Source organism: Streptomyces tuirus, from assembly GCF_014701095.1.
In the GTDB taxonomy this organism is placed as follows: Bacteria; Actinomycetota; Actinomycetes; order Streptomycetales; family Streptomycetaceae; genus Streptomyces; species Streptomyces tuirus.
Genome location: NZ_AP023439.1, coordinates 3,641,640 through 3,668,118 on the forward strand (window position 1 = coordinate 3,641,640; position 26,479 = coordinate 3,668,118).

General features: G+C 72.3%; 22 protein-coding genes and 2 tRNA genes. 11 read left to right on the forward strand and 13 right to left on the reverse strand.

Annotation, left to right across the window (positions count from 1 at the left end):
- Nucleotides 1-209 precede the first annotated feature (209 nt).
- Nucleotides 210-743 (forward strand): NUDIX hydrolase, encoded by a 534-nt coding sequence (locus IGS69_RS16730; protein WP_190900602.1) that lies wholly within the window; start codon nucleotides 210-212, stop codon nucleotides 741-743.
- Here the strand turns inward: IGS69_RS16730 and IGS69_RS16735 are convergent.
- Nucleotides 721-2,061, reverse strand: a complete 1,341-nt coding sequence (locus tag IGS69_RS16735) for a helix-turn-helix domain-containing protein (protein ID WP_190900604.1) — start codon at nucleotides 2,059-2,061, stop codon at nucleotides 721-723. The two genes, IGS69_RS16730 and IGS69_RS16735, sit on opposite strands and share 23 nt — an antisense overlap.
- 112 nt (nucleotides 2,062-2,173) lie before the next feature.
- On the opposite strand from IGS69_RS16735, the gene IGS69_RS16740 reads away from it, so the two are divergent.
- From IGS69_RS16740 to IGS69_RS16750, 3 genes are all read left to right on the forward strand, one after another.
- On the forward strand, nucleotides 2,174-2,404 hold the full coding sequence (locus IGS69_RS16740) for a hypothetical protein (protein WP_190900606.1): 231 nt from the start codon (nucleotides 2,174-2,176) through the stop codon (nucleotides 2,402-2,404).
- Nucleotides 2,405-2,608: 204 nt separating this feature from the next.
- The gene (locus IGS69_RS16745; RefSeq protein ID WP_190900608.1) at nucleotides 2,609-3,052 is read left to right on the forward strand and encodes a glycine-rich domain-containing protein; all 444 of its coding nucleotides are present in this window, start codon (nucleotides 2,609-2,611) and stop codon (nucleotides 3,050-3,052) included.
- Between the two features lie 70 nt (nucleotides 3,053-3,122).
- Complete coding sequence (locus tag IGS69_RS16750) at nucleotides 3,123-3,959, forward strand: protein kinase family protein (RefSeq protein ID WP_190900610.1); 837 nt, start codon at nucleotides 3,123-3,125, stop codon at nucleotides 3,957-3,959.
- Between the two features lie 7 nt (nucleotides 3,960-3,966).
- Here IGS69_RS16750 and IGS69_RS16755 read toward each other — a convergent pair whose 3' ends face one another.
- The 3 genes from IGS69_RS16755 to IGS69_RS16765 all read right to left on the reverse strand — a co-directional run bounded on the left by IGS69_RS16755 (nucleotide 3,967) and on the right by IGS69_RS16765 (nucleotide 4,929).
- Complete coding sequence (locus IGS69_RS16755; RefSeq protein ID WP_190900612.1) at nucleotides 3,967-4,254, reverse strand: GntR family transcriptional regulator; 288 nt, start codon at nucleotides 4,252-4,254, stop codon at nucleotides 3,967-3,969.
- A 313-nt stretch (nucleotides 4,255-4,567) separates the two neighbouring features.
- Nucleotides 4,568-4,640 (reverse strand) — tRNA-Arg (locus IGS69_RS16760).
- Nucleotides 4,641-4,838: 198 nt separating this feature from the next.
- Nucleotides 4,839-4,929 (reverse strand) — tRNA-Ser (locus tag IGS69_RS16765).
- A 188-nt stretch (nucleotides 4,930-5,117) separates the two neighbouring features.
- On the opposite strand from IGS69_RS16765, the gene IGS69_RS16770 reads away from it, so the two are divergent.
- Complete coding sequence (locus IGS69_RS16770; protein ID WP_232543544.1) at nucleotides 5,118-5,633, forward strand: SSI family serine proteinase inhibitor; 516 nt, start codon at nucleotides 5,118-5,120, stop codon at nucleotides 5,631-5,633.
- A 410-nt stretch (nucleotides 5,634-6,043) separates the two neighbouring features.
- Complete coding sequence (locus IGS69_RS16775; protein WP_232543545.1) at nucleotides 6,044-10,912, forward strand: PAS domain-containing protein; 4,869 nt, start codon at nucleotides 6,044-6,046, stop codon at nucleotides 10,910-10,912.
- A 199-nt stretch (nucleotides 10,913-11,111) separates the two neighbouring features.
- Here the strand turns inward: IGS69_RS16775 and IGS69_RS16780 are convergent, their stop codons facing one another.
- The 6 genes from IGS69_RS16780 to IGS69_RS16805 form a co-directional block, all read right to left on the reverse strand.
- Nucleotides 11,112-12,767 (reverse strand): long-chain fatty acid--CoA ligase, encoded by a 1,656-nt coding sequence (locus IGS69_RS16780; protein WP_190904526.1) that lies wholly within the window; start codon nucleotides 12,765-12,767, stop codon nucleotides 11,112-11,114.
- 161 nt (nucleotides 12,768-12,928) lie between these two features.
- Entirely contained in the window at nucleotides 12,929-13,489 is a 561-nt protein-coding gene (locus IGS69_RS16785) for a SigE family RNA polymerase sigma factor (protein ID WP_190900616.1), read from the reverse strand.
- A 133-nt stretch (nucleotides 13,490-13,622) separates the two neighbouring features.
- A complete protein-coding gene (locus IGS69_RS16790) occupies nucleotides 13,623-14,795 on the reverse strand; it encodes a lipid-transfer protein (protein WP_190900618.1) in 1,173 nt (390 codons plus the stop codon).
- On the reverse strand, nucleotides 14,792-15,175 hold the full coding sequence (locus IGS69_RS16795) for a MaoC family dehydratase (RefSeq protein ID WP_190900620.1): 384 nt from the start codon (nucleotides 15,173-15,175) through the stop codon (nucleotides 14,792-14,794). The genes IGS69_RS16790 and IGS69_RS16795 overlap by 4 nt, the downstream gene beginning before the upstream one ends.
- The gene (locus IGS69_RS16800; RefSeq protein ID WP_190900627.1) at nucleotides 15,172-16,086 is read right to left on the reverse strand and encodes a bifunctional MaoC family dehydratase N-terminal/OB-fold nucleic acid binding domain-containing protein; all 915 of its coding nucleotides are present in this window, start codon (nucleotides 16,084-16,086) and stop codon (nucleotides 15,172-15,174) included. Before IGS69_RS16800 ends, IGS69_RS16795 begins: the two co-directional genes overlap by 4 nt.
- 159 nt (nucleotides 16,087-16,245) lie before the next feature.
- Complete coding sequence (locus IGS69_RS16805; RefSeq protein ID WP_190900629.1) at nucleotides 16,246-16,572, reverse strand: hypothetical protein; 327 nt, start codon at nucleotides 16,570-16,572, stop codon at nucleotides 16,246-16,248.
- A 362-nt stretch (nucleotides 16,573-16,934) separates the two neighbouring features.
- On the opposite strand from IGS69_RS16805, the gene IGS69_RS16810 reads away from it, so the two are divergent.
- Together IGS69_RS16810 and IGS69_RS16815 are read left to right on the forward strand one after the other, a co-directional pair.
- The gene (locus IGS69_RS16810) at nucleotides 16,935-17,801 is read left to right on the forward strand and encodes a bifunctional DNA primase/polymerase (RefSeq protein ID WP_190900631.1); all 867 of its coding nucleotides are present in this window, start codon (nucleotides 16,935-16,937) and stop codon (nucleotides 17,799-17,801) included.
- Nucleotides 17,802-17,838: 37 nt separating this feature from the next.
- Nucleotides 17,839-18,333 carry a hypothetical protein gene (locus IGS69_RS16815; RefSeq protein WP_190900633.1) on the forward strand — a complete coding sequence of 165 codons (495 nt, stop codon included), beginning with the start codon at nucleotides 17,839-17,841 and terminating at the stop codon, nucleotides 18,331-18,333.
- A gap of 250 nt (nucleotides 18,334-18,583) precedes the next feature.
- Here the strand turns inward: IGS69_RS16815 and IGS69_RS16820 are convergent, their stop codons facing one another.
- Entirely contained in the window at nucleotides 18,584-22,936 is a 4,353-nt protein-coding gene (locus IGS69_RS16820) for an nSTAND1 domain-containing NTPase (protein WP_190900635.1), read from the reverse strand.
- A gap of 488 nt (nucleotides 22,937-23,424) precedes the next feature.
- Between IGS69_RS16820 and IGS69_RS16825 the strand changes: the two genes are divergently transcribed.
- Both IGS69_RS16825 and IGS69_RS16830 read left to right on the forward strand, forming a co-directional pair.
- On the forward strand, nucleotides 23,425-23,850 hold the full coding sequence (locus tag IGS69_RS16825; RefSeq protein WP_190904776.1) for a hypothetical protein: 426 nt from the start codon (nucleotides 23,425-23,427) through the stop codon (nucleotides 23,848-23,850).
- Between the two features lie 94 nt (nucleotides 23,851-23,944).
- On the forward strand, nucleotides 23,945-24,202 hold the full coding sequence (locus tag IGS69_RS16830; protein ID WP_190900637.1) for a ferredoxin: 258 nt from the start codon (nucleotides 23,945-23,947) through the stop codon (nucleotides 24,200-24,202).
- A gap of 17 nt (nucleotides 24,203-24,219) precedes the next feature.
- Here the strand turns inward: IGS69_RS16830 and IGS69_RS16835 are convergent, their stop codons facing one another.
- Both IGS69_RS16835 and IGS69_RS16840 read right to left on the reverse strand, forming a co-directional pair.
- The gene (locus IGS69_RS16835) at nucleotides 24,220-24,990 is read right to left on the reverse strand and encodes a glycosyltransferase family 2 protein (protein WP_232543546.1); all 771 of its coding nucleotides are present in this window, start codon (nucleotides 24,988-24,990) and stop codon (nucleotides 24,220-24,222) included.
- A gap of 40 nt (nucleotides 24,991-25,030) precedes the next feature.
- Nucleotides 25,031-25,411 (reverse strand): hypothetical protein, encoded by a 381-nt coding sequence (locus IGS69_RS16840; protein ID WP_190900639.1) that lies wholly within the window; start codon nucleotides 25,409-25,411, stop codon nucleotides 25,031-25,033.
- Between the two features lie 220 nt (nucleotides 25,412-25,631).
- Here IGS69_RS16840 and IGS69_RS16845 point away from each other — a divergent pair, with 220 nt between their 5' ends.
- Nucleotides 25,632-26,381, forward strand: coding sequence for a hypothetical protein (locus tag IGS69_RS16845; protein WP_232543547.1), 750 nt, complete (start codon nucleotides 25,632-25,634; stop codon nucleotides 26,379-26,381).
- Nucleotides 26,382-26,479: the final 98 nt, after the last annotated feature.

A 26,479-nucleotide genomic window follows, 5' to 3' on the forward strand; every position in this document is an offset into this window, starting at 1 on the left:
AGGGGCGAGTCCACAAACCTCAGCCAGCTGTTGGGTCCACGAGCGCCCTCGGGCTTAGCACTGCTCCTGAACTCGTCTCCCTGACACGCAGTGCTCGGAGGGCGGGGTCTCTCCCACATCTCGTCAATGTGACGCGAAAAGAGGGGGAACATGCACCGCCCTGCGGCTCGGTCTGAGATCCTGAAGACCGATCGAGAGGGGCCGCCGGTATGGAGTGGAAGACCCACGGTGAGCGACAGGTCTACACCAACCCTTGGGTGAATCTGTGTCTGGTCGACGTCCAGCAGCCTGACGGACGTAGGTGGGAGTACCACGTCGTCCGCCTCCGGCACCTGGCCGTCGCCGCCGTAGTGAATGGCCGCAAAGAGGTCCTCATGATGTGGCGACACCGCTTCATCACGGACTCCTGGGCCTGGGAACTGCCCATGGGCCTGGTCGAGGACGGCGAGACGCCGGAAGAAGCGGCTGCCCGCGAAGTCTTGGAAGAGACCGGTTGGCGTCCCGGTCCCATCAAGCCTCTTATCTACGCCGAGCCGGCGAACGGGATCACCGACTCCCAGCACCATGTCTTCCGCATCGACGGCGCCACCTACGCTGGTCCGCCCACGGAGAAGAACGAGTCCGACCGCATCGAGTGGATCCCCCTCTCAGAGGTGCGCGGGATGATAGACCGCCGCGAGATCGTAAGCAGCGGCTCACTCGTGGGTCTGCTCTACCTGCTCATGGACGAAGCAATCCGCTGACTGGCGGGAGGAGTTCCCGTAGCCGCGCCTCGAAGGCCAGGGCTACGGGCTCATGCCTGTGTGGGGCCAACTGGTCGTAAAACTCTTTGAGATGCCCAGTCACTCGCTCCGAGGCCACGGCCGACGCGGGCTCAAGGGCTTGCGTGGCGGTGTGACACGCCTGGTCAAGCTTGCCCTGGTCCAGCTGCGTACGAGCCAGCCAGAACGAGTGGAAGGCGCGGCCTCGCTGGTTCGTCTGGTGCTCCCGCCGCAGGGCATCGGCGATCAAGGGTTCGGCGGTTGCCGCTTCGCCCAGACGGCCATGGGCGATGCCTGTATCCACGATGAGCTTCGGCTCGTCGAAGTAAGTCACCCATGAGGGGTCCGGATCGCTCGCCCGGATCTGCTCGAATTGGCTGTGCGCTTCTCCGATCGCCCGGTGCGTGTCATCACGGTTGCCGAGGGTGGCGTGGGCGAATGCTTCCCGCATGGCCAGCATCGACATAACGCGCGGCGTGCTGCCGAGTGCTGACCGAGCCTGATCCTGGGCTGCGGTCACGAGTGCCAACGAGTCTGCGGGCTTGTCCTGGTAGGTCGCCTGCAAGCTCATGCAGGCGAGGACGTTGGCCATGAACTGCCGGTCGTCGATCTCCTTCGTCAGTTGCAGGGCCTCGGTGAAGTAGGCGCGGGCCTGGTTGTACTGGCGGGCGTCAAAATAGGTCCAGCCGGTGAGGCGTGCCAGCTCGGCCGCGATTCCGTACAGGCCGTTCCGGATGGACGGCGGTCGGCTCTCCTTCAAGAGCCCGACGACATGACGGAGCTGGCCGACAATGGCGGGCCGCAGTGCCTCGCCGCCGTGCTGGTCGTCTCGTCGCCAGTAGTCCTCGATAGAAGAGTGGAAGGCCTCAAGCGTGGCCGGCTTCAGGCTGGTTCGCGTGGCCAGAGCCAAGATGCTGTCGACATCGGGGCCCGGCAGCGGCGCGGGGGCCTGCTGCTCGGGTACCGGCACGTGCGGCGCCTCACGCTCATCGACCACGAGGGCCTGAGGCGTCTCCCACGCTCGGCGGGCAAGCCCGAGCATGTCTCCTGGGATGCGTAAACCGTCTGAGATTCGCTCGATGACATCCATGTGCAGCAAATGCCGGCGGCCTGCGATGACTTCGCCCACGCGGCTCGGCGTCAGGTCACAACGCCGGGCGATCATCGACGGGTAGATCCCCGCCCTGGCCTTCACCAGCCGGAAGACTCTGGCGAAGTCCCGGACCCGACACGCATCGATCATCTCGGGATCGGTGAGCAGCCTGGCCGGCAGTTCCTGCGGCCGGTCCGGGTCGGGCATCGGCAAGCTCCCACACTGCGAGGGCTACGCAACGTCGCTGGCTCTCTACTTGGCGCGATGTTACCCAAGCCTGACCTTTCAGAGGGTGACCTCAGATCGCGATGCTCCTTGCATGGCGAGCAACCAGCAGACCGGACCAGGCATTGGCGAGTTGGCGAAGGACACCGCCAGTGGACGTATCGGCGTCGTCATGGGTGAGCTCGGCGGCCGAGTGCAGATACGGCCTATCGGTGGCGGCCGGGAGTGGGATGCCATGCCGGACAAGGTGGTGCCGCCGAGTGCTCGGGAGGAACTGAGCGCCCGCCTGGCCATCAAGAACGGCAACAGCAGGGACGGCCTGTGATGCGCGCCATCGGCCGATACGCGGGAGTCCTCTTCATCATCATGATCAGCGGGTCGTGCGGCCTGGTGATCGGCCTGGCTCTCGCTGTCAGCCAGTAGACCGGCCGCCCCGGGCGGATGCTCCTTCCCTGGTTCCCACGCCCGTTCGGGGCGGCCTCCCAACCCTGAAAGTGCCACGCCCCACTACCCAAGAGGGAGTACTCGCATGACGGCAACGGCGAACGACCAGAGGACCGGCCGCGCGGTGGCCGGCGAGGAACTGTTCCAGAGCCTCGCCCACTTCGTGATCGTCCACAACGGGCAGTCACTCGAGCGTGCCGAGCGGATCGCGGACCAGGCGGTCGCCTTCGTGGCCACCGCAGCCACCGCGATCGTCCCCATGGTTCCGTCGGATGACGTGGACCTGGGTCTCCACGCGCTCATCCTGCACACGAAGGAGTACGCCGACCTGTGCGAGCGGTACGCGGGCCGCTTCCTGCACCACAACCCGAAGCCCGGTGGCGGGGCCCGCGACCCGAAGCAGGTCGCCGCTTCGGCTCGCGCCATGAAGACGGCGGGCTTCATGGTCTTCGATGACCTGTGGACCGTGAACGGCACGAACCTTGCCCAGTGCGACTCCGACTGCGGCCGCCCGTACGGCCAGGCGTAACACAAGACACCAGCGGCGCGGCCGGCCTTGACTCGTGGTCGGCCGCGTTCACCCGGAAGGAGAAGAGACGTTGTCCGGCTCACCCTCTGAACTGCCGATCGTGGTGCTCGACGCCCTGATGCCCACGTCTCAGCGCCTGGTCCTGAACCGCCGGGGCTCCATGGTCTGGGAGGTGCAGAGCCATCGAGGCCGTTACGCCGTCAAGGTCGGCTATCCGATCGAGGCTACGGCCGACTGGCCCGCCCAGCCCTGGACCGCCCTCGCGCCCGCACGCGAGGGTGCCGTGCTGCATCGCCTCGGTTGCGACGACTTCGCGTACGGAGAATGGGAGCGCGGGACGTGGAACTTCCAGCCGTGGCATGAAGGGCCGGACCTGCACCAGTTGTGGGAGCCCTGCCGCAGTAAAGACCGGTCCATCGCACCGGACCCCCGTGTGGCGTTGGGGTGTGTCGAGGTCCTGGCCGAACTGCACGCCAAGGGCTGGGCCCACGGCGACGTACAGCCCGCCCACTTCATCGTCGGGTCGGAGCGAACACACCTCATCGACCTGGCTCTAGCCCGAGGCGGACACGTCCCTGAGGGCTACGACTTCCCGTTCCGCGGCTGCCTGGTCCACTACGAGGCACCGGAGATCGCCCGTAGCGTGCTCGCCACGGGCCAGGCCGAGCCCACGCCGGAAGCAGACATCTACGCTCTCGGCGCCTCGCTGCTCATCTCGGCCACCGGCTGGCGGGCTGTCGAGTACCCGGACGACGCTCCACGTCCCGTCCAGAGAGAGGCCGTAGCCAACGGCAGACGCCGCGCCGTAAAGGCGCCCGGTGAGCTGGGCGAGTTGATCGAGGCAATGCTCAGTCATGCTCCCGAAGACCGGCCGGCCATCTACGAGGTGGCCGAAGCTCTGAGCTGAGTACCCGCTATGCCTTCTCCTCGGCACCGGCATTCCGTGGCCGCTCAGCGACGAACGACCCGAGGCCAGGCTCGGTATACGTCAGCCCTTCCTCCCGCAACGCGCGGAGCACCTTGTGCGCTGTCGCGTTGGCGACTCCGAACTCCGAGGTGAGCTGCACCACGGAGGGAACACGGGTGCGCGGCGGATACGTGCCATCCGCGATCCGGCCGCGAACCACCTCGGCCACCTGCCGCCACCGGGGAATGTCAGGAACGAACTCAATCACCTCACCAGCATGCGCATGCTTGGACATCCGTGCGATACATGGAATACCTAGAACACCTAGCATGCCTAGTATCCAGGCGCTACGGTTGACCCATGCGAGAAACCCCGACGACGGTTGCAGCCGCCTCGGGGCATGGCCACCAGCTACATGGGAGCTGACGACATGACCGACCTTATCCACCGACTCTTCGACTGGGTGCGCGTTCTGGTGAAGGGCTCGGGCGGGCGGGCACCCACCTCTCTGGCCACCCGCCCCCGGCATGCTCGTAGGCCAAGCCCCGAGCATCACCCCACCACGAAACGAAAGAGGCCCCGGATCTCTCCGGGGCCTCTCACCTGTGTGCACTCGGCAGGATTCGAACCTGCAACCTTCTGATCCGTAGTCAGATGCTCTATCCGTTAAGCTACGAGTGCTTGTTCTGTTTTTTCGCCGCTCTCGGGCCTTGCGGCTCGCTCGCGGCGACAGGAAGAACATTACATGACTGCCGCCGCCATGTGAAATCCGTTAGCCGCACCCCTTGTGAGCTGCGGAAACGGCCCTTACGGGCCACATGGGCGAGGTGCGACGACAACGAAGCCCCGGTCGGATGACCGGGGCTTCGTGATCGAGTGCGGAGGCGGAGGGATTTGAACCCTCGATGGGCTTTAAGGCCCAAACCGCATTAGCAGTGCGGCGCCATAGACCGGACTAGGCGACGCCTCCAGCATCACTCCCGCGCGAGCGCGAGCGGTGCGTGCCGATGATGACACAGTCGAGCGTGCTGTCACCAATCGACCCCCACGGTACTAGGCGGGCAGGGCGCAGGGCAAAGCCCTTGTCAGGCGCCTGCGGGTCCCCGCCCGGGCGTGCGCGCGCAACATCCGGGGCCGCGCCGCGTTAGGCAGGGCATGTTGCGTGCCACTCCCCGGGCCACGGCCCGCCCCGTCCTGCGGCGCCTCCTCGTCGGTGCCGCCGCCTCCGTCGCCGCCGCCGGGTCGCTGGCCGCGGCGCCCCCGGCCGCGTATGCCCAGGCCGGCGGGGCCGACCTGCTGTCCCCCGTCCGGCCCGGCGGCGGCCCGGACCGCGATCACCTCACCGTCACCGTGCGGAACGCCGGCGACGGGGCCGACGGAACGTTCGAGCTGTACTGCGGCCCCGACGGCGGCAGCCACCCCGACCCGAGCGGCGCCTGCGCCGCACTGGAGCGGGACACCCGGTGGGGACAGGACGTCTTCGCGCCCGCGCCGGAGGGCGGCATGTGCACCATGCAGTACGGCGGGCCGGCCACCGCGCACGTCACCGGAACCTGGGCCGGACGGCCCGTCGACGCCACGTACGACCGCCGCGACGGCTGCCAGATCTCCCGCTGGGACCGGCTCGTGCCGCTCCTGCCGGAAGTGGGGGGCGAACGGGGCGCCAAGGCCTGAGTCGGCTGTCGGGGTGTCGGGGCCTCGGGCTGCCGGGGTCTCGAGGTGTCGGCGTGTCGGCGTGTCGGGGGTTTTCAAGGCGTCCAGTCGTCGCCCGGCGCCCCGTACACCCCGTACCCCGCACCCCATTTGCGCCACTCTCCGCCCCCATCGCGCCAGCCCGGCCAAAAGGTACAGAAACGCCGTCGTCGTAAAGGTCCCGCGAAGGTCCCGCGACGTCGTCGCAGGAGGGCGGGCGTTTGGCGTTACTCGGTCGTCAGTTCGGGGTCACTTCCTCGTGCGACCTCGCTCTCATCCGGCGTCGCGAGCGCAACCGCAGCCCTTAGACTCCCTCGCGTGACACGCTGCGGGACGGTTGGCAAGATGGCCCGAGCGGTCGGCAAGGTGCGGTAACAGGGAGGAAGCGTCTCGTGAGCAGCAGGCCATCCCGAGGCGCTGCTCGCCTCGCAGCCATACTGGACGCCCTCCCTGACGCGTTGGTGCTGGTCAACGCCAACGGCACGGTCGTCAACGCCAACACCATCGCCCTGGAGGCCTTCGAGACTCCGGGCACCGCCCTCGTAGGGCGCGGGCTGCTCGATCTGCTGCCCCAGTTCGACTCCAAGCTCATCCCCGGCTCCATGCGCCGGCCGGAGCACCTCGATCCGCACGCCCGGACCAAGCCCACCCGGATGATCGCGCGCAGGACCGACGGGACCGAGTTCCCCGTCGAGGTCACCAGTGCGAATCTCGAGAACGGGCAGCAGGCCTACGACGGTTACGGCTACACCGGCGACGAGCTGCTCATGCTCGTCGTGCGCGACCTGTCCGGGACCGTGGACACCGAGGCCGAGCTCGCCCGGTCCCAGCGGCAGACCGAGATGATCCTGCGGGCCGCGGCCGAGGGCGTCGTCGGCACCGACACCGACGGGCGGATCGTCCTCGTCAACCCGGCCGCCGCCCAGATACTGGGATTCCGGGCCAGCGATCTCGGCGGACGCAAACTGCACGACCTCGTCCTGCACTCGCGCGCCGACGGCTCGCCCTTCCCTTACGACGACTCGCCGCTCGCCGACACCCTGCGCTCCGGGCGCAAACACCGGGTACGCGGGCAGGTGCTGTACTCCAAGAGCGGCGGCAAGGTGCCGGTCGACCTGACGACCGCGCCCGTGCGCGACGGCGACCAGCTCGTCGGCGCCGTGATGACCTTCACCGACCGGCGGCCCTACGACGCCGTCGTCGAGGAGAAGGAAGCGGCGGAGCAGCGGCACGCCGAGGAACTGGAGCGGATCGCCGAGGAGCACGCCTCCGAGCTGACCGCGCTGCGCCAGCAGCACGTCACCGAGCTGGAGGAGCTCACCGAGCGGCACGCCGAGGAACTCGCCGCCGACGAGGACCGCTACGCCGCGCTCGGGGAGCGCGAGAAGGACCGGTTCGAGGCGCTCGCCGCCCGGCACGAGCAGTTGCTGACCCTGCTCGGCCGGTCGCTGCGCGGGCCGCTGGAGGAGCTGCGCCGCGAGCTGGCAGCGCTGGCCGCCGACGACGCCGGGCAGCTGTGGCCCGAGGCCAACCAGGTCCTGCACCACCTGTCGGCCGGCTACTCGCGCATCACGACGCTGATCGACAACGTCCTCGGGTACCAGCGGCTCGACACCGGCAGCGAAAGCGTCTCCCGTACGAAAGTGATGCTGGACGCCGTCGTCGCCGCCGGGGTCGACGGGGCCGTCGAGCTGATCGGGCCCGGGCGGGTGCAGTTCGCCGTGCACGCGCCGCCCATCGAGGCCGAGGTCGACTCACGGCTGCTCGCCACCGCCCTCGCGCATCTCGTCGCCGACGTGGCGGGGGTCGACGCGACCGGCAACACACCCGTCTCGGCGGGCGGTTACCTGGACAACACCGTCGTCGTGGCGGCGGCGCAGCGCGGCGAGGTCGTCCGCATCGAGGTGCGCGGGCCGTACGCCGGTGGCGACACCGTGCACGAGCCGATCGTGCGCGGGATCGTCCGGGCCCACGGCGGTGTACTGCAGACGCATGACGTGCCGGGGATGAGCGGCAGCGCCTACGTCCTCGAGGTGCCGATCGGGGGCGGGGCCGGGGCCGTCGCCGCCCAGCCGGTGGACGAGTCCGCCGCGCTCGCCCTCGTCGAACCCGCCGATCAGACCTCCGGTGGGGGGCGGCGCCGGGCGCGCCGGGCCACCACCGACGCCTTCCTGGACGGAGACGTTCCGGGCGGTGCGGGCGACGGGGCCGGTGGTCCCGGCACCGACGCGCCCGGTGGTGCCGCAGCCGAGGGGGCCGCTCCCACCGGGCGGCGCAGGCGCCGGGCCGGCGGGGAGCAAGCGGCCCTTCCGGCGCAGGCGTCCGGTGAGGACTCCGCGTCGGGCGGTACCGGACGGCGGCGGCGCGCGGCCGACAACGCCGGTGCGGACGGTGTCGGCAGTGCCGTCCAGGGTGTGGCCGAGGGGGCCGTGGTGACGGCCGCCGAGCATGCGGCGGGGGCCGCCGCATCGAACACGGGGCTGGGCGGGACCGTGCCGCCGCAGGGTGTGCCCGGGCCGTCCGGGCGGCGGGCCCGGCGTGAACCCGGTGAGCAGGCCGCGCTGCCGCCGGCGTTGCCCGCGGGGTCCTCCGGTGGTGAGGCCGCTGGTTCGGCCGATGCGGATCAGGGGGAGGCGCAGCAGCCGACCGGGCGTCGGCGGCGTGCGCTGGCCGCCGCCAATGAGCGGGCCGCGGCCGCGCAGGAGGCCGCCGCGGCCGGGCCGCGTCCGGTGTTCGCGTTGCCGCCGGCCGAGGCCGACCAGAACCCGGCCCCGGCCCCGGCTCCTGCTCTGCAGGAGGCTCCGGCCGGGCAGGGGCAGCAGGTAGCCGGCGGTCCCGGTGGTCCCGGTCGTCCCGCGGGTGCCCCCGGTGTGGTGCCCCCTCAGGGGCACGGACCCGTGGCGGTTCCCGGAGCGGCTGCTGCGGGTGCGGGTGCGAGTGCGGGTGCGGGTGCGGGTGCGGGTGCCGGTGCGGTCGAGGAGGGCCGGCACGACGCCGTTCCGCACGACCAGTCCGCCGACCACACTCCTCCGCAGCCTCATCCGACCAGCGCGCCGACCGGCCGCCGGCGACGGGCCGTGGCGGCACCGCAGCGGGCCGAGGCGACGGAGGCGGCCGGAGCGCAGGTGCAGGTGCCGGGGAGTGCCGGCCAGGTGGGCCCCGTGGCCCCGGGCGCCGCAGCCGCACCCGCAGCCGGTCCTGTGCCTTCCGGTGGCGCGCCGGCAGCCGGTCCCGTTCCGGCGGGTTCTGTACCTGCCGCATCTGTTCCCGCCGGTCCCGTCGGTCCCGCGCAGGGGGTTCCCACGCCGGGCGTTCCCGCACCGGGTCTTCCCGCTCAGGGCGTTCCCGCCCGCCAGGACGCCACCGGGCAGGTCCCGTCGGCGCAGGCCGGGCCGGGGCAGGGCGTGCCCGTCCAGGCCGGCATGGCCGCTTCCCCGGTCGCGCCGGGCGCCGCCGTCCCGCCGCAGGGCGTGACAGTTGCCGCGCAGGGAAACGCCGTGCCCCCGCAGGGCGTGACAGTTGCCGCGCAGGGGAACGCCGTGCCCCCGCAGGGGAACGCTCCCCGGGCGAGCGCTCCGCACGGCGTCGGGCCGCAGGGTGTGTCCGTGCCCGCGCAGGGCGGGCTCGGGCAGAGTGTGCAGGCCGCCCTTCCGGGGCAGGGCCTCCAGCCTCCCGCCCCGGCCCAGCCCCTGCCGCAGCAGTCCGCCGGCCGGCCGCTCCCCGCCGAGGCCGCGCCCGGGCAGGGCACCCCGGCCCAGGGCACGCCTGCCCAGGGCACCGACGCCCAGAACGCCCACGCCACCCCGCCGCCCGGCTCCACCCCCGCGGCCCAGCCCTGGCCCGCCGCCGACGAGGCGTCCGGGGCCGTTGCCGCGCACCCCGCGTCCCCGAACGGCACGCCGCCCCGGGCCGCGCAGCAGAACACCCCCGCCCCGGGCACGCCGCGGGCCGCTCAGCCGCTGCCCGCGGAGGCCGCGGCGCCCCCCGTCGATCCGAACTCGACGCAGGGTCGGGCGATCAGCGTGCGCACGCTGGGCCAGGGCGTGCCGTTCACCCGGCAGGCGGCCCAGGTGCAGCAGCCATCGCCCATGCCCGTGCCGCAGTCCGCTCCGCAGCCGTCGGCGACGCCTCCCCCGCATCAGCCGGGCGGATCGGGCCGGCGCCGCAAGCTGGGGACACCGCCCGACCCGGCGACGCGTACGGAGCAGGCGGCCCGCCCTGAGCAGGGGCAGCCGCGTCCGGCCGACCAGGCGCCCCGTCCGGAGCAGGGCGCGCGCCCGCATCCGGGCGCCGAGCACACGCCGCCGCCCGTCGCCGCGCAGATCCCCGCCCCGGCCACCGCGCCGGCCCCGGCGCAGCCGTCCCTCGCCGGTCAGTCGCGCCTCGCGCAGATGACCGAGGGCGGCGGACGGTCGTACGCCATAGGCGCGCCGGACGAGAACGCCGCTGAGGGGCCCGAGCCGCTGGACGGGCCCGGCGGGGCCGTCGAGGTGGCCGATCCGCCGCGGCCGCAGCCGATGGACGACGAGTTGCCGCCCGAGCCGCTGGACAACCCGCGGCGGCTGCTGGTGTGGCCGGCGCCGGACGTCAGCACACAGCAGGCGCTGAGCGACCGCGGCTACCGGCCGGTGATCGTGAACTCGCGCGAGGAGGTCGACGCGCAGATCGCGGCCTTCCCCGCCGCGCTGTTCGTCGACCCGCTGACCGGGCCGATCACCCGTACGGCACTGCAGTCGCTGCGGCAGGCCGCCGTGGCCGCCGAGGTGCCCGTCCTCGTCACGGCCGGCCTCGGCCAGGCCTCGCGGGACGCGGCGTACGGCGCCGATCCCGCCGTGCTGCTGAAGGCGCTGGCGCCGCGTGACAGCGAGCAGCACCCGCCGCGGGTACTGCTGATCGAGGAGCACGCGGAGATCGCGCTGGCGCTGACCGCGACGCTGGAGCGGCGCGGGATGCAGGTCGCGCGGGCCGCGAGTGACGCGGACGCGGTGACGCTGGCGGGGCAGTTCAGGCCGAACCTGGTCGTGATGGATCTGCTGCAGGTGCAGCGGCGGCAGGAGGGGTTCGCCGGGATCGTCGACTGGCTGCGGGCGAACGGGCAGCTCAACCGCACCCCGCTCGTCGTCTACACCGCCGCCGTCGACCAGGCCGACCTGCCGCGGCTGGCCTCCGGGGAAACGGTGCTGTTCCTCGCGGAGCGGTCCACCAGCCCCGAGGTGCAGACCAGGATCGTCGAACTGCTCAGCCGGATCGGCACGAACTAACAGCTCCTCGCCCGCCCGAGGCACCGACCAGCGGCTCCCGGCCGTATGGCTGGTGCTGGGTGGGGGGTCCGAGCCGGTCGAGCCGGCCGCGCCCGTGAGGCGGCAGGACCTACGGGTGGGGCCGGGCTGGTGGGTCCCGTCCGGCCGACCGCGCACGGAAAAGGGCCCCGGAGAGATCCGGGGCCCCTGTCGCCGTTCGTCAGCCGAGGGACGTGATGTCCAGCTCGCCCTGGGCGTACTGCCTGCGCAGCACCTTCTTGTCGAACTTGCCCACGCTCGTCTTCGGGACCGTCGGGATGACCGTCCAGCGCTCCGGGAGCTGCCACTTGGCGATGCGGCCCTCCTCGGCGAGGAAGGCGCGCAGGGTCTCGAAGGTGGCGGAGGAGCCCTCCTTGAGGACGACCGTGGCCAGGGGGCGCTCGCCCCACTTCTCGTCGGGGACGGCCACGACGGCCGCCTCGGCGACGTCCGGGTGGGACATCAGCGCGTTCTCCAGCTCCACCGACGAGATCCACTCGCCGCCGGACTTGATGACGTCCTTGGCGCGGTCGGTGAGGGTGAGGAAGCCGTCGGCGGAGATGGTGCCGACGTCGCCGGTCTTGAGCCAGCCGTCCTCGCTGAACTTGTCGGCGGGGCGCAGCGGTTCGGCGTCGGGGCCGTTGTAGTAGGCGCCCGCGATCCAGGGGCCGCGCACCTCCAGCTCGCCGGCGGACTCGCCGTCCCAGGGGAGGCGTTCGCCGCCGGGGCCGGTCAGGCGGGCCTCGACGCCGGCCGGGAAGCGGCCCTGGGTGAGGCGGTAGGCGAACTCCTCCTCCGCGTCCGTCACACCGGCCGGCGGACGGGCGATGGTGCCGAGCGGGGACGTCTCCGTCATGCCCCAGGCGTGGCAGACCCGCATGCCGAGCTTGTCGAAGGCCTCCATCAGCGAGGGCGGACAGGCCGCGCCGCCGATGGTGACCTGGCCGAGGGCGGAGACGTCACGGGGGTTCGCCGTCAGCTCGGCGAGCAGGCCCTGCCAGATGGTGGGGACGGCCGCCGCGTGCGTGGGCTTCTCGCTCTCGATCATCGCGGCGAGGGGGGCCGGCTGGAGGAAGCGGTCGGGCATCAGCATGTTGACGCCGGTCATGAAGGTCGCGTGCGGCAGGCCCCAGGCGTTCACGTGGAACTGCGGGACCACGACCAGCGAGGTGTCCTCGTCGGTCAGGCCCATCGACTGGGTCATGTTGACCTGCATGGAGTGCAGGTAGATGGAGCGGTGGCTGTAGACCACGCCCTTGGGGTCGCCGGTGGTGCCGGAGGTGTAGCACATGGCGGCGGCCTGGCGTTCGTCCAGCTCGGGCCAGTCGTACGAGGTCGGCTTGCCGGCGATCAGGTCCTCGTACTCGTGAACGTGGATGTGACCGACGGCCGCGTCGGCGAGGAGGGAGCGGTCCCCGGGGCCCGTGACGACCACGTGCTCGACCGGCTTGAGGTGCGGCAGCAGCGGGGCGAGCAGGGGCAGGAGCGAACCGTTGGCGATGATCACGCGGTCGGCGGCGTGGTTGACGATCCAGGCCAGCTGCTCGGGCGGGAGGCGGAGGTTCAGGGTGTGGAGGACCGCGCCCATGGACGGGATCGCGAAGTAGGCCTCGACATGCTCCGCGTTGTTCCAGGCGAGGGTCGCGACGCGCTCGTCGCCGGTGACGCCGAGGTCCTCGCGCAGCGCGTGGGCCAGCTGGGCCGCGCGGGCGCCGATCTCCGCGAAGGAGCGGCGGTGCGGCTCGCCCTCGCCGGTCCAGGTGGTCACCTGCGATGTCCCGTGAATCGTGGACCCGTGGGCCAGGATCCTCGAGATCAGCAGCGGTACGTCCTGCATCGTGCTCAGCACGGCGTCCTCCCGGGGGCGACATTGCCTACGCGGTGGTAAAGGGTTGCGCTGATTCTGCGCACATACCGCGTGGTATGTCACTAGGACCGGGCGATCGATCACATCACGCCATGCCGGAGGAACAGCTCACAGCCGGCCGGCGCACCGCCTCACTGGCGGACAAGTCCCAGCTCAGCGTCCTCGCGGAGCTTGCCGAGCGCCCGGGAGACGGCCGACTTCACCGTACCCACCGAAACGCCGAGCAGCTCGGCCGTCTGCACCTCGCTGAGGTCCTCGTAGTACCTGAGGACCACCATCGCCCGCTGCCGGGCGGGCAGCCGCATGATCGCCCGCCACATCGCGTCGCGCAGCGCCTGCTGCTCGGCCGGGTCGTCACCGCCCGGGGCCGGGTCCGGCTCGGGCAGCTCCTCGCAGGCGAACTCGTCGACCTTGCGCTTGCGCCACTGGGAGGTCCGGGTGTTCAGCAGCGCCCGGCGCACATAGCCGTCGAGGGCACGGTGGTCCTCGATGCGCTCCCAGGCGACGTACGTCTTGGTGAGGGCGGTCTGCAGCAGGTCCTCCGCGTCGCTCGGGTTGCCGGTGAGCGAGCGGGCGGTACGCAGCAGCACCGGCTGGCGGGCCCTGACGTACGACGAGAACGACGGGTACGGAAGGGTCTGCGCCGCTGGTCCGGCCGCCTTCGAAGCGCTCGTGCAGACGAGTGTGGTCATGGCTCAACGCTATGAGCGCGAGCCCGGCGAGCGGATCGGCCGCAGGTCCCGAAGCGGGGTCCCCCTCAGGTTGTACGGGTAGGGCCCGCTGCACCTCCTACAGGTGGAGCGCCGGCCCCGGGGTACTGCGGGTTCACCCCTGCGGGTCGGCGGTGAGGACGAGCCCCGAGGTGGGCACGCCCGTCCCCGCCGTCACCAGGACCCGCTCCGCTCCGGGCACCTGATTCGCCGCGGTGCCCCTGATCTGCCGGACAGCCTCCGCGATGCCGTTCATGCCGTGCAGGTACGCCTCCCCCAGCTGCCCGCCGTGGGTGTTGAGGGGCAGGCGCTCCTCGGCCACGAAGTCCGCCGCCTCGCCGGGGCCGCAGAAGCCGAACTCCTCCAGCTGCGTCAGTACGAACGGGGTGAAGTGGTCGTAGAGGATGGCCACGTCGATGTCGGCCGGCGCGAGCCCCGAGGTCCGCCACAGCTGCCGGGCCACGACCGCGGCCTCGGGCAGGCCGGTCAGGTCGTCGCGGTAGAAGCTCGTCATCTGTTCCTGGGCGCGTCCGGCGCCCTGGGCCGCCGCGGCGATCACGGCGGGTGGGTGGGGCAGGCCGCGGGCCCGTTCGACGGAGGTGACGACGAGGGCCTGGCCGCCGTCCGTCTCCTGGCAGCAGTCCAGCAGCCGCAGCGGTTCGACGATCCAGCGCGAGGCGGCGTGGTCGGCCAGGGTGATGGGGCGGCCGTGGAAGTGGGCCGCCGGGTTGGTCGCCGCGTACTTCCGGTCGACGACGGCCACGTGCCCGAAGGCCTCCGGGGTCAGCCCGTAGGTGTGCAGATAGCGCTGGGCGGCCATCGCCACCCAGGAGGCCGGGGTGAGCAGGCCGAACGGCAGCGACCAGCCGAGGGCCGCGCCCTCCGCCGAGGGTTCCCGGTGCCGCACCCCGGAGCCGAAGCGGCGGCCCGAGCGTTCGTTGAACGCGCGGTAGCAGACGACCACGTCGGCCACGCCCGCGGCGATCGCCAGGGCGGCCTGCTGGACGGTGGCGCAGGCCGCGCCGCCGCCGTAGTGGATCCGGGAGAAGAAGGAGAGCTCCCCGATGCCGGCCGCCTGGGCGACGGTGATCTCGGGGCTGGTGTCCATGGTGAAGGTGACCATGCCGTCGACGTCGGCCGGGGTCAGCCCGGCGTCCGCGAGGGCCGCCCGCACCGCCTCGGCGGCGAGGCGCAGTTCGCTGCGGCCCGAGTCCTTGGAGAACGCGGTGGCCCCCACACCGACGACGGCCGCGCGCCCGCCGAGTCCGTCCCGCCGCCCGAGGCTCATGCCGGGACCCGCACCGTCACGGTTCCGGTGACGTGGTCGCCGAGGCCGTTCGCGCCGACGACCCGGACGGTCGCCGTGTCGCCGTCGACCTCCTCGACCGTGCCGGTCAGGACCATCGTGTCGCCGGGGTGGTTGGGCGCGCCGAGCCGGATGGCGACCCGGCGCAGCTCCGCCCGCGGGCCGAAGTGGTCGGTGATGTAGCGGCCGACCAGACCGTTGGTCGTCAGGATGTTCATGAAGATGTCGGGGGAGCCCTTCTGCCGTGCCAGGTCCGGGTCGTGGTGGACGTCCTGGTAGTCGCGGGAGGCGATCGCCCCGGCGACGATCAGGGTGCGGGTGATGGGGATCTCCAGCGGCGGGAGCCGGTCGCCGGCCTTCACGGCGTCACCCCCCGGAAGACGGGCAGCACCAGCTCGTCGTCGTAAGGCCGGAACTCCAGCCGCACCGGCATGCCGATCCGCACCTCGTCGTACGGCACACCCACCACGTTGCTGATCACCCGCACCCCTTCGGCGAGCTCGATCAGGCCGACCGCGTACGGCGGTTCGAAGGCCGGGAAGGGCGGGTGGTGCAGGACGACGTAGGAGTAGACGGTGCCCTCGCCGCTCGCCTCGACGGTGTCCCAGTCGGGGGAGCCGCAGCTGGTGCAGCCCGGCAGCCAGGGGAATCGGAGGGTGGCGCAGGCGGTGCAGCGCTGGATGAGCAGCGCGTGACGGGCGACGCCCTCCCAGAAGCCGGCGTTGTCGCGGTTGACGACCGGGCGGGGCCGGCGTTCGGCCGGTTTCGAAGACCGGTGCGCGGGGGCGTACTTGAGGATGCGGAAGCGGTGGGTGCCGGCGAGTTCGCCGCCCGCGCGGACGTCCGTGCGGGTCGTGACGAAGTAACCCGCCCCGAGTTTCGTGGTCTTGCGGCCGGACACCGACTCGATGACCGAGTCGAACGTGATCTCGTCGCCCGGGCGCAGCGGGCGCAGGTACTCCTGTTCGCAGTCGGTGGCGACGACCGCGTGGTGGCCCGACCCGTCGAGCAGGGCGAGGAGTTCGTCGTAGGCGGCCGTGCGTTCCGGGCGACGGGTGAGGCCGGCCATGGTCCAGGCCTGGAGCATGGTGGGCGGGGCGATGGCGTCCGGACCCGTGTACGCGGGGCCGGTGTCGCCCATGGCCTCGCACCAGTGCCTGATCATCGGCTCGTTGACCGGGTCGCGGCCGACCCCGGTGGCGGCGGCCGGACGGCCCTCGTAGGCCTTCAGGCGCGCCTCGAACTCCTCGTGGACCTCCGGCTCACCACTCACGGTTTCTGACTGTCCGTCAGATACAGCGGTCCGTCAAGAGCTCACAGACGCGAAAACGCCTGCGCGGCGGTACCGGAGTACCGCCGCTCAGACGTTTGTCACCCCACGAGACACACCCCCACGCACCCGGGCCGGTGCCGCCGCACCGGCCCGGTCAGTTCACCACCACAGCGGGGAGAAGCTGACGGCGGTGTTGGCGTTGCCCTGGTTGACGGCCGTGAACTCCGAGCCGTTGACCTGGGCGGTGTTGCTCTGGTTCGAGGCGCCGTCCCCGACGGCCTGCTGCTGGGTGGTGGCCGCGTTGCCGAAGTTGTCGCCGCCGACGCCGCTGCCGAGGATGCCCTGCTCGGCCTCCGTGACGGACGCGATGGATCCGTCGTCCGCGAAGGCGCCGTTGTCCGCCGTCGCGACACCGGTGAAGAGGGCGGCCGCGAGCGGAAGGGCGGAGACGGCTGCGATGACGCGGGCGGTACGGATGCTTGCCATGTTTCTTGTCCCTCCAGGACTGATCGGCGCACCGGCTCATGACCGCCGGGTGCGTGAACCACTGCTGTCACCAGGGAGGTTGGCCGGCCGCCCCGGTGCGGTGCTCGACGTCGCGAGTCCAGAGTTGCCCACCGAATCCCCGGCGAACCACACCGGAAGCCGCTATTCGCACGCAAGCGTGAGGACATGTCGATAAACCCCTATGCGTCACTTCCGTACCGGACGGGAGCGAAAGGGGGCGTTCGATCCCGGGTGCCGCAAGGGGTGAAGCGTTCCAGCACTTTCCCCGGCCGCCGCCCGGCCCCGGCGCGTCGTGCTCGATTCCCCTTTCCTTTTTCGAACGTACGTACGAAACTGGAGGCATGGCCACCACCGACCGGCAGGCCACGACGCTGGCCCTCGCACACGCCCTGTCAGCCGCCGAGCGCGGACTGGCCGTCATCCCCCTGTCCCGCTCCAAGCTCCCGGCACTGCGCTCCCCGCACCGCGACGACCCCGCCCCCTCCCCCTGCCACGGCGCGTGCGGCCGCCTCGGGCACGGTGTCTACGACGCCTCCAGCGACCCGAACCGCATCCGCGAGCTGTTCGCCGCCGCGCCCTGGGCGACCGGCTACGGCATCGCCTGCGGGCTGCCCCCGCACCACCTGATCGGCCTCGACCTGGACGTGAAGACCGGCACGGACTCCTCGGCCGCCCTGCGCGAGCTGGCGCTGCGGCACCTGTTCACGATCCCGCCGACCGTGGTCGTCGTGACCCCCTCCGGCGGGCGGCACCTGTGGCTGAGCGGCCCGCCCGAGCTGGTCGTCCCCAACTCGGCGGGCCGGCTCGCCCCCGGCATCGACATCCGGGGCGCGGGCGGCTACCTGGTCGGCCCCGGCTCCCGCACGGCCCAGGGTGTCTACGCCGCCGCCCCCGGCACCGCGCACCTCGCCCCCGCCCCCTGCCCCCGCTCCCTGCTGCGGCTGCTGCTCCCGCCGCCGCGCGCCCACCACCCGGTGCCCGAGGCGGCCGGCGGGCACGGCCAGGGCCTGGTCCAGTTCGTCCTGGCCGCGCACGAGGGCCAGCGCAACACCCGCCTGTTCTGGGCGGCCTGCCGGGCCTACGAGGACGGCATCGGCCCGGCGCTCGTGACCCCCCTGGTCGACGCGGCGGTGCACACCGGCCTGTCCGAGCGGGAGGCGCGGACGACGATCGCGTCGGCGGCACGGATGACCGGGCACCGGCCGTGAGCAAGGCCCCGCCCATGACCCCCACCGGAAGACCTCGATGCACGACCACGCACCATCACCGGCCCCGGCGCGCCGGCCCGCGAGAACGCCGGCCCTGGCGCTCGCCCGCCTCGTCCTGGCCTCCGGCCGTCCGGTGGACCTCGCCGAACTGCGCTTCTCCTCGACCTACGGCGACCTCCAGGACGGCTACCCCTGCAAGCCGCTGAACGACCTGCGGATCCGGGACCTCCTGCGGGCCGCCGAGCGGTCCCGCCCGGGCACACCGGTGCACCTCGTCCCGCCCCGGCGCGAGTACCCCGACCAGTACGCGGGCGGCCTCGGGCCGGTCGAGGTGCTGCCCGCCGTGGCCTGCCTCGGCACGTTCCACTCCGCGGCCCTGGACCCGGCCCGCGACCCGGTCGCCTACCGCTCGCGCCTGACCGTCGTCTGGTTCCAGGCCACGCCGCGCCTGCCCTCGGACTGCGACGCCGATCCCGCGCTGCGCACCCTCGACTGGCCGGTCCTGGCCCGGGACGCCCCGGCCCGTACGTAGGGTCGTCCCCTCGTTCGCCCGACCGGTGCTGAAAAAGGCGCTAAAGGGCGCTAAAGGGCACTGAAGGGCACCGAAAATGGCATGGAAAAGGCCCGACCGCTGGCGACGGGGGATGCACCAGCGGTCGAGCTATGGCCAAGGGTAACAAGCGCTTGCGCGCACCGAGACGACTGGCCGTAAGGAAGCCCCGGTTGTGACTCGTATCACGCAACCGCCGTGATGGCCGGGCCCGTTGGACGGGCCGGCCTGGTCAGTCGTCGCACGGGGGATCGTAGGAGAGCCGGGGCAGGTACTCCCGCCAGGTGTCCTGCGTCAGTACGCCCCGGGTCATCGAGCAGATGCGGCGCACCGCCGTGTCGACGTCGAGATTCCAGAGCCGGATGGTGTCCGCGCCGCTCGACACCCCCAGCATGGGGCTGTTCGGGCTGAACGCCAGGAACGTGCCGGTCCTGGAGTTGGGGCTCATCGACTGCCCGATCGCGGTGGCCTGCGAGGGGTCGGAGACGTTCCACAGCCGGACGGTGCTGTCGTTGCCGCCGCTGGCCAGGGTGCGCCCGTCCCGGCTGAAGGTCAGCGACACGACCGCCTCCGTGTGGCCCGTGAGCCGCGCATGCTGGGAGGCCTCGGCGGGGTCCGAGATGTCCCAGAGGCGGACCGAGGTGTCGTCACCGGCGCTGGCCAGCGTGCGGCCGTCGCGGCTGTAGGCGAGCGCGTTGACCGCTCCGAGGTGGCCCCGCAGCGGCTTGCCGATCAGGGTCGCCTTGCCGGGGGCGGTCACGTTCCACAGCCGGATCGTGCCGTCCGCGCTGCCGCTGGCGAGCGTCCGGCCGTCCGGGCTGAACACGAGGTGGTTGACATAGCCCTTGTGGCCGGTGAGGGGCTTGCCGAGCGGGCGCGGACGGGCCGGGTCGCCCACGTTCCACAGCTGGATGGTGCGGTCGTCGTAGGCGGTGGCCAGGACCTGTCCGTCCGGGCTGAAGGCCAGCGGGTCGGCGTACCGGATGTGCAGGGGGGCGGGAGAGCCGTGGCGGACCGGGTGTCCGGGGTCGGCGAGGTTCCACAGCTCGACCACCCGGTCGCCCGTCACGACCGCGAGGGTGCGGCCGTCCGGGGAGAACTCCAGGGAGCGCACGTCACCCTTGCCCGGGCGGAACGGTTCGCCCAGCCGCACCGGCCGGCCGGGCCTGCGCACGTCCCACAACCGGATCCGCCCGTCCCGCGCCGCCGTCGCGAGCAGCCGCCCGTCCGGCCGGAACACGCCGGTCCGGCCGGTCATGTCCGACGTCGGCAGCGACCACAGGCGGACCTTGTTGTCCCCCGCCCCGGTGGCGAGGGTGCGCCCGTCCGGGCTGAAGCCGAGCGCGTACATCTCACCGCTGCTGCCCGCGAGGGGCCCGCCGACCTGCGACGGGTACTCCGGGTCGCTGACCTTCCACAGACTCGCGGTGCTGTCCGCGCTGGCCGCGGCGAGCATGTTGCCGTCGGGGCTGAAGGCCACCGACCAGACCGGCCCGGTGTGACCGGCCAGCGGCGCGCCGATCGCGGCCGGGCGGCCCGGACCGGCCATGTTCCACAGTTGTACGGTGCCGTCCGCGCTGCCGCTGGCGAGGGTGCGGCCGTCGGGGCTGAAGGCCACGGAGTGCACGGTGGCCGTGTGCCCGGTCAGCGGCCTCCCGGCGGGCTCCGGGCGCGCGGGGTCGGACACGTCCCACAGCCGGATCGTGCCGTCGTCGCCCCCCGCGGCCAGCGTCCGCCCGTCCGGGCCGAACGCCACCGAGCGCACGGCGGCCGTGTGCCCGGTCAGGGGCTCGCCCAGGGCCCGCGGCCGGCGCGGGTCGGCCGTGTCCCACAGCCGGACCGTGTGGTCGTCGCCCACGGAGGCCAGCGTGCGCCCGTCAGGGCTGAAGGCGATCAGGTAGATCGTGCCGTCATGACCGGTCAGGGGCGTGCCGAGCGGCTTCGGGTGCCCGGGGTCGGACACGTCCCACAGCCGTACGGTGCCGTCGTCGGAAGCGCTGGCGAGCGTCCGGCCGTCCGGGCTGAAGACCGCGCTGCTCACCCAGCTCGTGTGCCCGGTCAGGGGCTTGCCCAGCGGCTTGGGCCGCCTGGGGTCGGCGACGTCCCACAGCCGCACGGTCCGGTCGTAGCTGGCGGTGGCGAGGATCCGTCCGTTCGGGCTGAAGGTCGTGAGGTAGACGGCGCCCGTGTGGCCGGTGAGGGGCGTGGAGAGGGGGGCGTTCACGATGGAGATCAGGCGGCTGTTCGCGCCCTTGTCGTCCGGCCGCAGGCCGTGGGCCACCAGGTCGAGCTGCGCGGACAGCGACGGATCGGTGTCCTGCACGCGGTCGGACTGCGCGAGCACCTGCTCGAAGACGGCCTCGTCCCGCTGCTTCCAGGCGACGACGGCCGACCCGACGGCCAGCATCGCCAGGACGACGAGCGTCGCCACCGCGCCCCGGCTGATCCAGATGATCCGCCTGCGCAGCCGGACCGACGCGGCCAGGAACTCCACGGCACCGCGGGTCAGGAACGTGTCCCCGGCGGATCGCGCCCAGCCGTGGGCCTGCTCCAGCCGGGAACCCCGGTAGAGCAGTGCGTTGTCGCGGTTCGACTCCTCCCAGGCGCGGCCGTCCTCCTCCAGACGCTGGCGCAGCAGATTGCCCTGGCGGTCCTCGTCGATCCAGTCGCGCAGGCGGGGCCAGGCGTGCAGCAGCGCCTCGTGGGTGATCTCCACGGTCTCCGCGTCGAGCGTCACCAGCCGGGCGCGGACCAGCGCTTCGAGGGACTCCTCGGTCTTGCCCGGGTCGGTCGACTCCTCGGCCAGCTGACGCCGGGTCCCGCGGCGCCGCGTGGCCTGGGTGTCCTCGCCCAGCCGGACCAGGCGGAGCAGGAGCAGCCGGGCGGCGGTGCGGGCGGCCGGGTCGAGGCCGGTCCAGGCCCGTTCGGCGGTCGCCGCGACCGCGCCCTGGATGCCACCGGCCGCGCGGTAGCCGGCCAGCGTGAGCCGGCCCGCCTTCCGGCGCTGCCAGGTGGCGAGCAGGGCGTGCGAGAGCAGCGGCAGCACACCGGCGTCGTGCGCGCCGCGCGGGCCGTCGGTGCTGACCTCCCGGACGATCAGCTCCGCGAGCCCCGGTTCCAGCTCCAGGCCGACGGCCTTGGCCGGGCCCGTCACCGCCTCGCGCAGTTCCGTGGTGGTCAGCGGCCCGAGCACCATGTGCCGGTGCTGGAGCGCGTCGGCCAGCTCGGGGTACCGCAGGCAGCGGTCGTAGAAGTCGGCGCGTATGCCCAGCACCACGATCGCCGGGGCCGGTTCGCCGGGGCCGGCGGGCGAGCAGGCGGCGTGCAGGACCTCGACGAAGGCACGCCGGTCCGCCTCGTCGGGGCAGAGGGTGAACGTCTCCTCGAACTGGTCCACGATGACGACCGGCCGGGCTCCGGAGGGATCCACGCGCCGGGCCCAGGCGGAGACGGCGACGCGGACGGCTTCGGGGGAGGGCGGGGCGGTGGTGCGGCGCGGTGGATCGTCGGTGGGGGGAGGGGCGTCGGATTCCGGGGCCTCGGATTTCGGGGCGGTCGGGCCTCCGGGCTGCTGCGGGGTGGGGTCGCCCGAGGGCGAAGGCGGGGTGGGGTCGCCTGTCCGGGGAGGTTGGCCGGTGCCGCCTGCGGAGGAGGCGTCGGATGCTCCCGGCCGGGGTCGCTCCGCGACGGAGACTTCGGATGCTCCCGGCCGGGGTCGCTCCGCGACGGAGGCGTCGGATCGCACCGCATCCGACCGGCGCGCCGCTTCTCCGGGCGGGATCGAGGCCGAGGACCCCGTACCGATGACGGCCGCCAGCTCGGGGATGCACCGGCTGAGTTCCGCCAGCGGATCGCCGCCCGGAACGAGCTGCACGACCTCTCGCGCCCGCCCGCCCCCGACGGCGCTCCCGACGCCTCTCCCGGCGCCGCTCCCGACGCCCCCGCCGTCACCGTCGTCGCCGCCCAACGCGCCGTCCCGCAGGGCGGGCACCAGACCGGCGTTCAGCAGCGAGGACTTCCCCGCCCCCGACGCGCCCACGAGCATGACCAGCCCGCCCGCCCCCGCGACGGCCCCGAGCTGGGTGACGAGCGCCTCCGTGCTCCGCTCCCGGCCGAAGAACCACCGGGCGTCCTCCCGCCGGTAGGAGGCCAGCCCCCGGTACGGGCACACCCCGCCGGGCGCGGACACGGTCTCGTCCGCGGACCGCTGCCGCTCCTCGGTGGCGGACTCGGTCGCCGGGGAACGCTCGCCGACCGGGTCGGCCACCGCGCGTTCCCACAGCCGTTGCCACTGGCCGAGGTCGTACAGCCCGGGGGAGACCGGCGTGGGCCGCGAGCGCCGCGCGTCGGGGATCAGCACGTGCAGCACCGCGGCCAGGGCGGGGAACTGGGCGGGTACGTTCCGGGCCCGCCGCCAGTCGCTGATGCGCTGCGCGGACACCCGCACGGGCCGCCCGCGTTCGTCGACGCGCTGGAGCCGGACGACCGCCTCGGACACCCGCTTGAGGGGAGGGTTGCCGGCTTCCTTGTACAGCAGTGCGAGGCGTTCCGCGAAGGCGGTGCGTGCCCCCGAGTCGGAACTCAAGGTCTCAGCTCCTTACTTCCACGCCTGGACGTCCGGACCGGAAAACTCACTCTATATGGCTGACCTGCGGTAATACCGTCCGCCAAGCGCCGGAACCTCCTCCTCCGTGGCCGGAAATGGCAGGATCCGGACGCAGCAGAGCACCCATCCGGACAGCTTCCGTCCGTCCCGGACGACGGCGGCTCCACCGTTCGGTACCGGTCCCCACGAGGGGAGGGACCGGTACCGGACGCCGTGGTGAGCCTCTCCGGCGGCCCCTGCCCCGCACCCCCGACGGCCCCCGCCCGGCACCCGCGACACCACTGCCCGGTACCCCTGCGGACCGTGTTCCCGCACCGGCGAACCCATTCGACCGACCCTGGAAACCTGACGCCCCGTCAGCTAAGGTCGCCCTGCCGTACCGCTTCCGGAGCGATGTACAGGGGGTGAGCGCAGTGGAGTCACGTCCCGAGAGCCCACGACCGCAGGGTGCTCCGCGCTGGGTCGCGATGTTCTACCGTCCGGCCACGGGCTCCTGGCGGACGGCCGCCCAATCGCCCCACCGCACGCCCGTGCTGTACGCCCTCGGCGAGATGACCCGGACCCTGCGCGCACGGGGCGACGAGGTGACGGTCGCCCTGTGGGGACCGAGGGACGGCGCATGGCACCGCTTCGACACCCCGCCGCGCCGAACCACCACTTCTCAGCCCATTCCCGAACCCGCAGCCGAGCGCTCCCCCGGCGAACCGGCCGGACTCACGGAACGGCTGACCGGCCGCCGCCACCAGGTCCTCATGTCCGGCCTGACCAAAGCGGGCCTCTACGACCTCTCCCCCGAGGACGACACAACCGTCCGGGCCCTGGTCGAACGACTCGACGAGGCCGCCGTACGGCGCGTCGCCCACTGGCTGGCGACCGCCGGAAGCACGCGGTAGCCGGCCCGGTTCAGCGTGCGTCCCACTGGGCAGTGAACTCCCGACGGCCATGGGGTTCCTGGTTCCGATGCCGTCAGGAGGGGGACAAAGGGGCATGAAGGTCTTCGTGGACCGCGACCTCTGCTACGGCTCCGCCGAGTGCGCCCACCGGGCCCCGGCGGTCTTCGACTTCGTCGACGGCTTCGGCGTCGTCCGCCCGGGCCAAGAGGAGCCGGACGGGGACCCGTCGATCCTGGAGGCGGCAGAGAGGTGCCCGAGCCAGGCGATCAGCATCACAGCGCCACAGCCACCGACACCGGCACCGGCACCGGCACCGGCACCGGCACCGGCACCGGCACCGGACCGAACGTAGCGAGGACGGAACTGCTCTCACAGAGCCGCCGAGGCCCCCCACCGCAGCCGGGACAGTGCTGTGGCCCTGGCCTCCACGACAGTCATCCGTACCTCGCGCTCGGCCTGGTCCACGTGGGCCGCCTGTCCGGTCACCTGCCCGTCCCACTTGCGGTACAGCAGGCCCACCTCACCCGAGAACCAGCCCCGGCTCACCGCGTTCAGCGCCAGCAGCAGCCCCGTGTCCTCCGAGGCGGGCAGCGCCATCCAGCCGCCCAGGGCGAGCAGCAACTCCCGTCGCACGCACAGTGAGGCGGGATGCACCTGCGCGAGGAAGCCGTTCGCCTTCCAGTGCGCCAGCACCGCCCCGCGCTCGATCGGCCCCTGGTCCGGATCGCCCGGGAATCCGACGGTCGACCCGTCGGGCATGAGGTCGAGCACCCGGGACGTGGCCCACCCGAGGTCCGGGTCCCCCTCCAGCACGGCGAGATCCCGCGCGAGCGCGCCCGGCGCCAACTGGTCGTCGGCGTCGAGGACCTTCACGTACGGCCCGTCCCCATGGGCCAGTGCCATGGTCCTCGCGACTCCGGGCCCACCGGCACGCCCCTGCCGGAAGGTCACGCGAGCGTCCCTCGGCACGTACGGCCCGACGTCCTCGCTCTCCCCGTCCTCCTGCACGACCCAGTGCCACTCCCAGCCCTCGGGAAGCCGCTGCGCGCACAACGACGCGTAGGCCTCCGGCAGGAACCGGGCATGGGGGCCGTGCACTGCGGTGACGACGACGATGCGCCGACTCACTGCGACGCTCACCCACCCTTCTCCTACCGGCACGCCCTGGTGATCGTAGTGCTCAGGGCGTGCCGGGCCGGCTGCCCAGTTCCACGACGAGGTGATAGCCGCCGGCCAGATCGATCCCGGTCCGCTCGCGCAGCAGCTTGACCGCGGCGATCTGCTGGCCGCTGTCGAGCAGCGCGGTCAGCTCCCCGACCAGCGGGGCATCGAGCGAGCGCAGGGCGTCCAGCGCCTGACCACTGTTCGTCGGCAGCGCCTGCCCGCCGACCAGCAGCTCCAGGGCCTCGCGCGCCGGCCCCCGCTTGAGCCACGAGCCCTTCCGCAACCGCCGCACGGCCTTGCCCGCCCGCCCCTCCCGCGCCAGCACCCTCGCCTCGTCCTGGGCCTCCTGCCCGACGGGCGTGATCATCGCGGCGGTCCGGGCCTTGGTGTTCGTCATGGCACTCCTGCGTCGTGGGGGGGGCTCACGCTTGAAGACGGCGCAGAGCCCGTCACCGTTGCCCACACGGAAAGGGCGCGCCCCGTTGGAGCACGGGAGCGGGAGCCAAGCCCCTCAGCCCCTTGCTGACAGTGGCAGTCGGCCGCCGACTGCACTCCCGCCCCAGGGGCGACTATGCTGCCGCTCTCGACGCCACGTACTGGAACCACGGGGGTTGTCTGTGGCAGCAGTGGACGGAAGCAAGCCTTCCCCTGGCTCAAGTGAGCCGCCCTCACATCAAGGCGAACCTTCCGGGCAAGATCCGAACAACAAGTGGCATCTGGGCAACAAACTGGCGCTTATCAGCGCCGTACTCGCTGTTCTGGGCATCGTCGTTCCCCTCCTCGTCACGAATGGTGATGACGCAGACAAAGACGATGGTCAAGGAGTCACCGCACCCAAGGCATCTACGTCGACCGGGGCTTCCGCGCCATCGTCACCGGAGCCCTCGGCTTCAGCCGTTGCGGAGAGCCCTGAGCCGAGCACCGACCCAGCGAAGCCCTTCCCGGGGGAACCGCTGCCTCTCCGTCTCAACGGCGACAGCACCTGCGACTTCGCCAGCCACATCGACCTCGACGCGTACCCCTTTGTCACCCGAGTCGACAGGGCCGAGCCCGACGCCGAGAACGCAGCCGCACCGGCGGATCTGAACTGGTACGGCTGCTCCCCGGTCGAATTCGGGACGGCGCGAGACAGCCACGCCGGCGTCCTCTCGAAGCGCCAACCGTTCGGAAAGGAAGCCTGCGAGGCCGCCGCGAACGGGGGTGGACTCGAAGAGGTCCTCATGCACTCGAATGAGGTGGCGGAGGCCGGAATCATCGCCGGCAACTCGATCTGCGTGATCACAGACAAGGGCAGACTGGTTCGCGCTCAGATCGTTGAGGCCCCGTGGGCGCCGAACCTATCCCTGAAGATCACCACGGTCTCGTAGCGCAGTACGGTCCGAAGCGTGGACCATGCCCAGGACCGCGAAGGCGCCACCCTCTTCCCCATAGGACCGAGGGTGGCGCCTGTGGTCGGAGTCCGCTC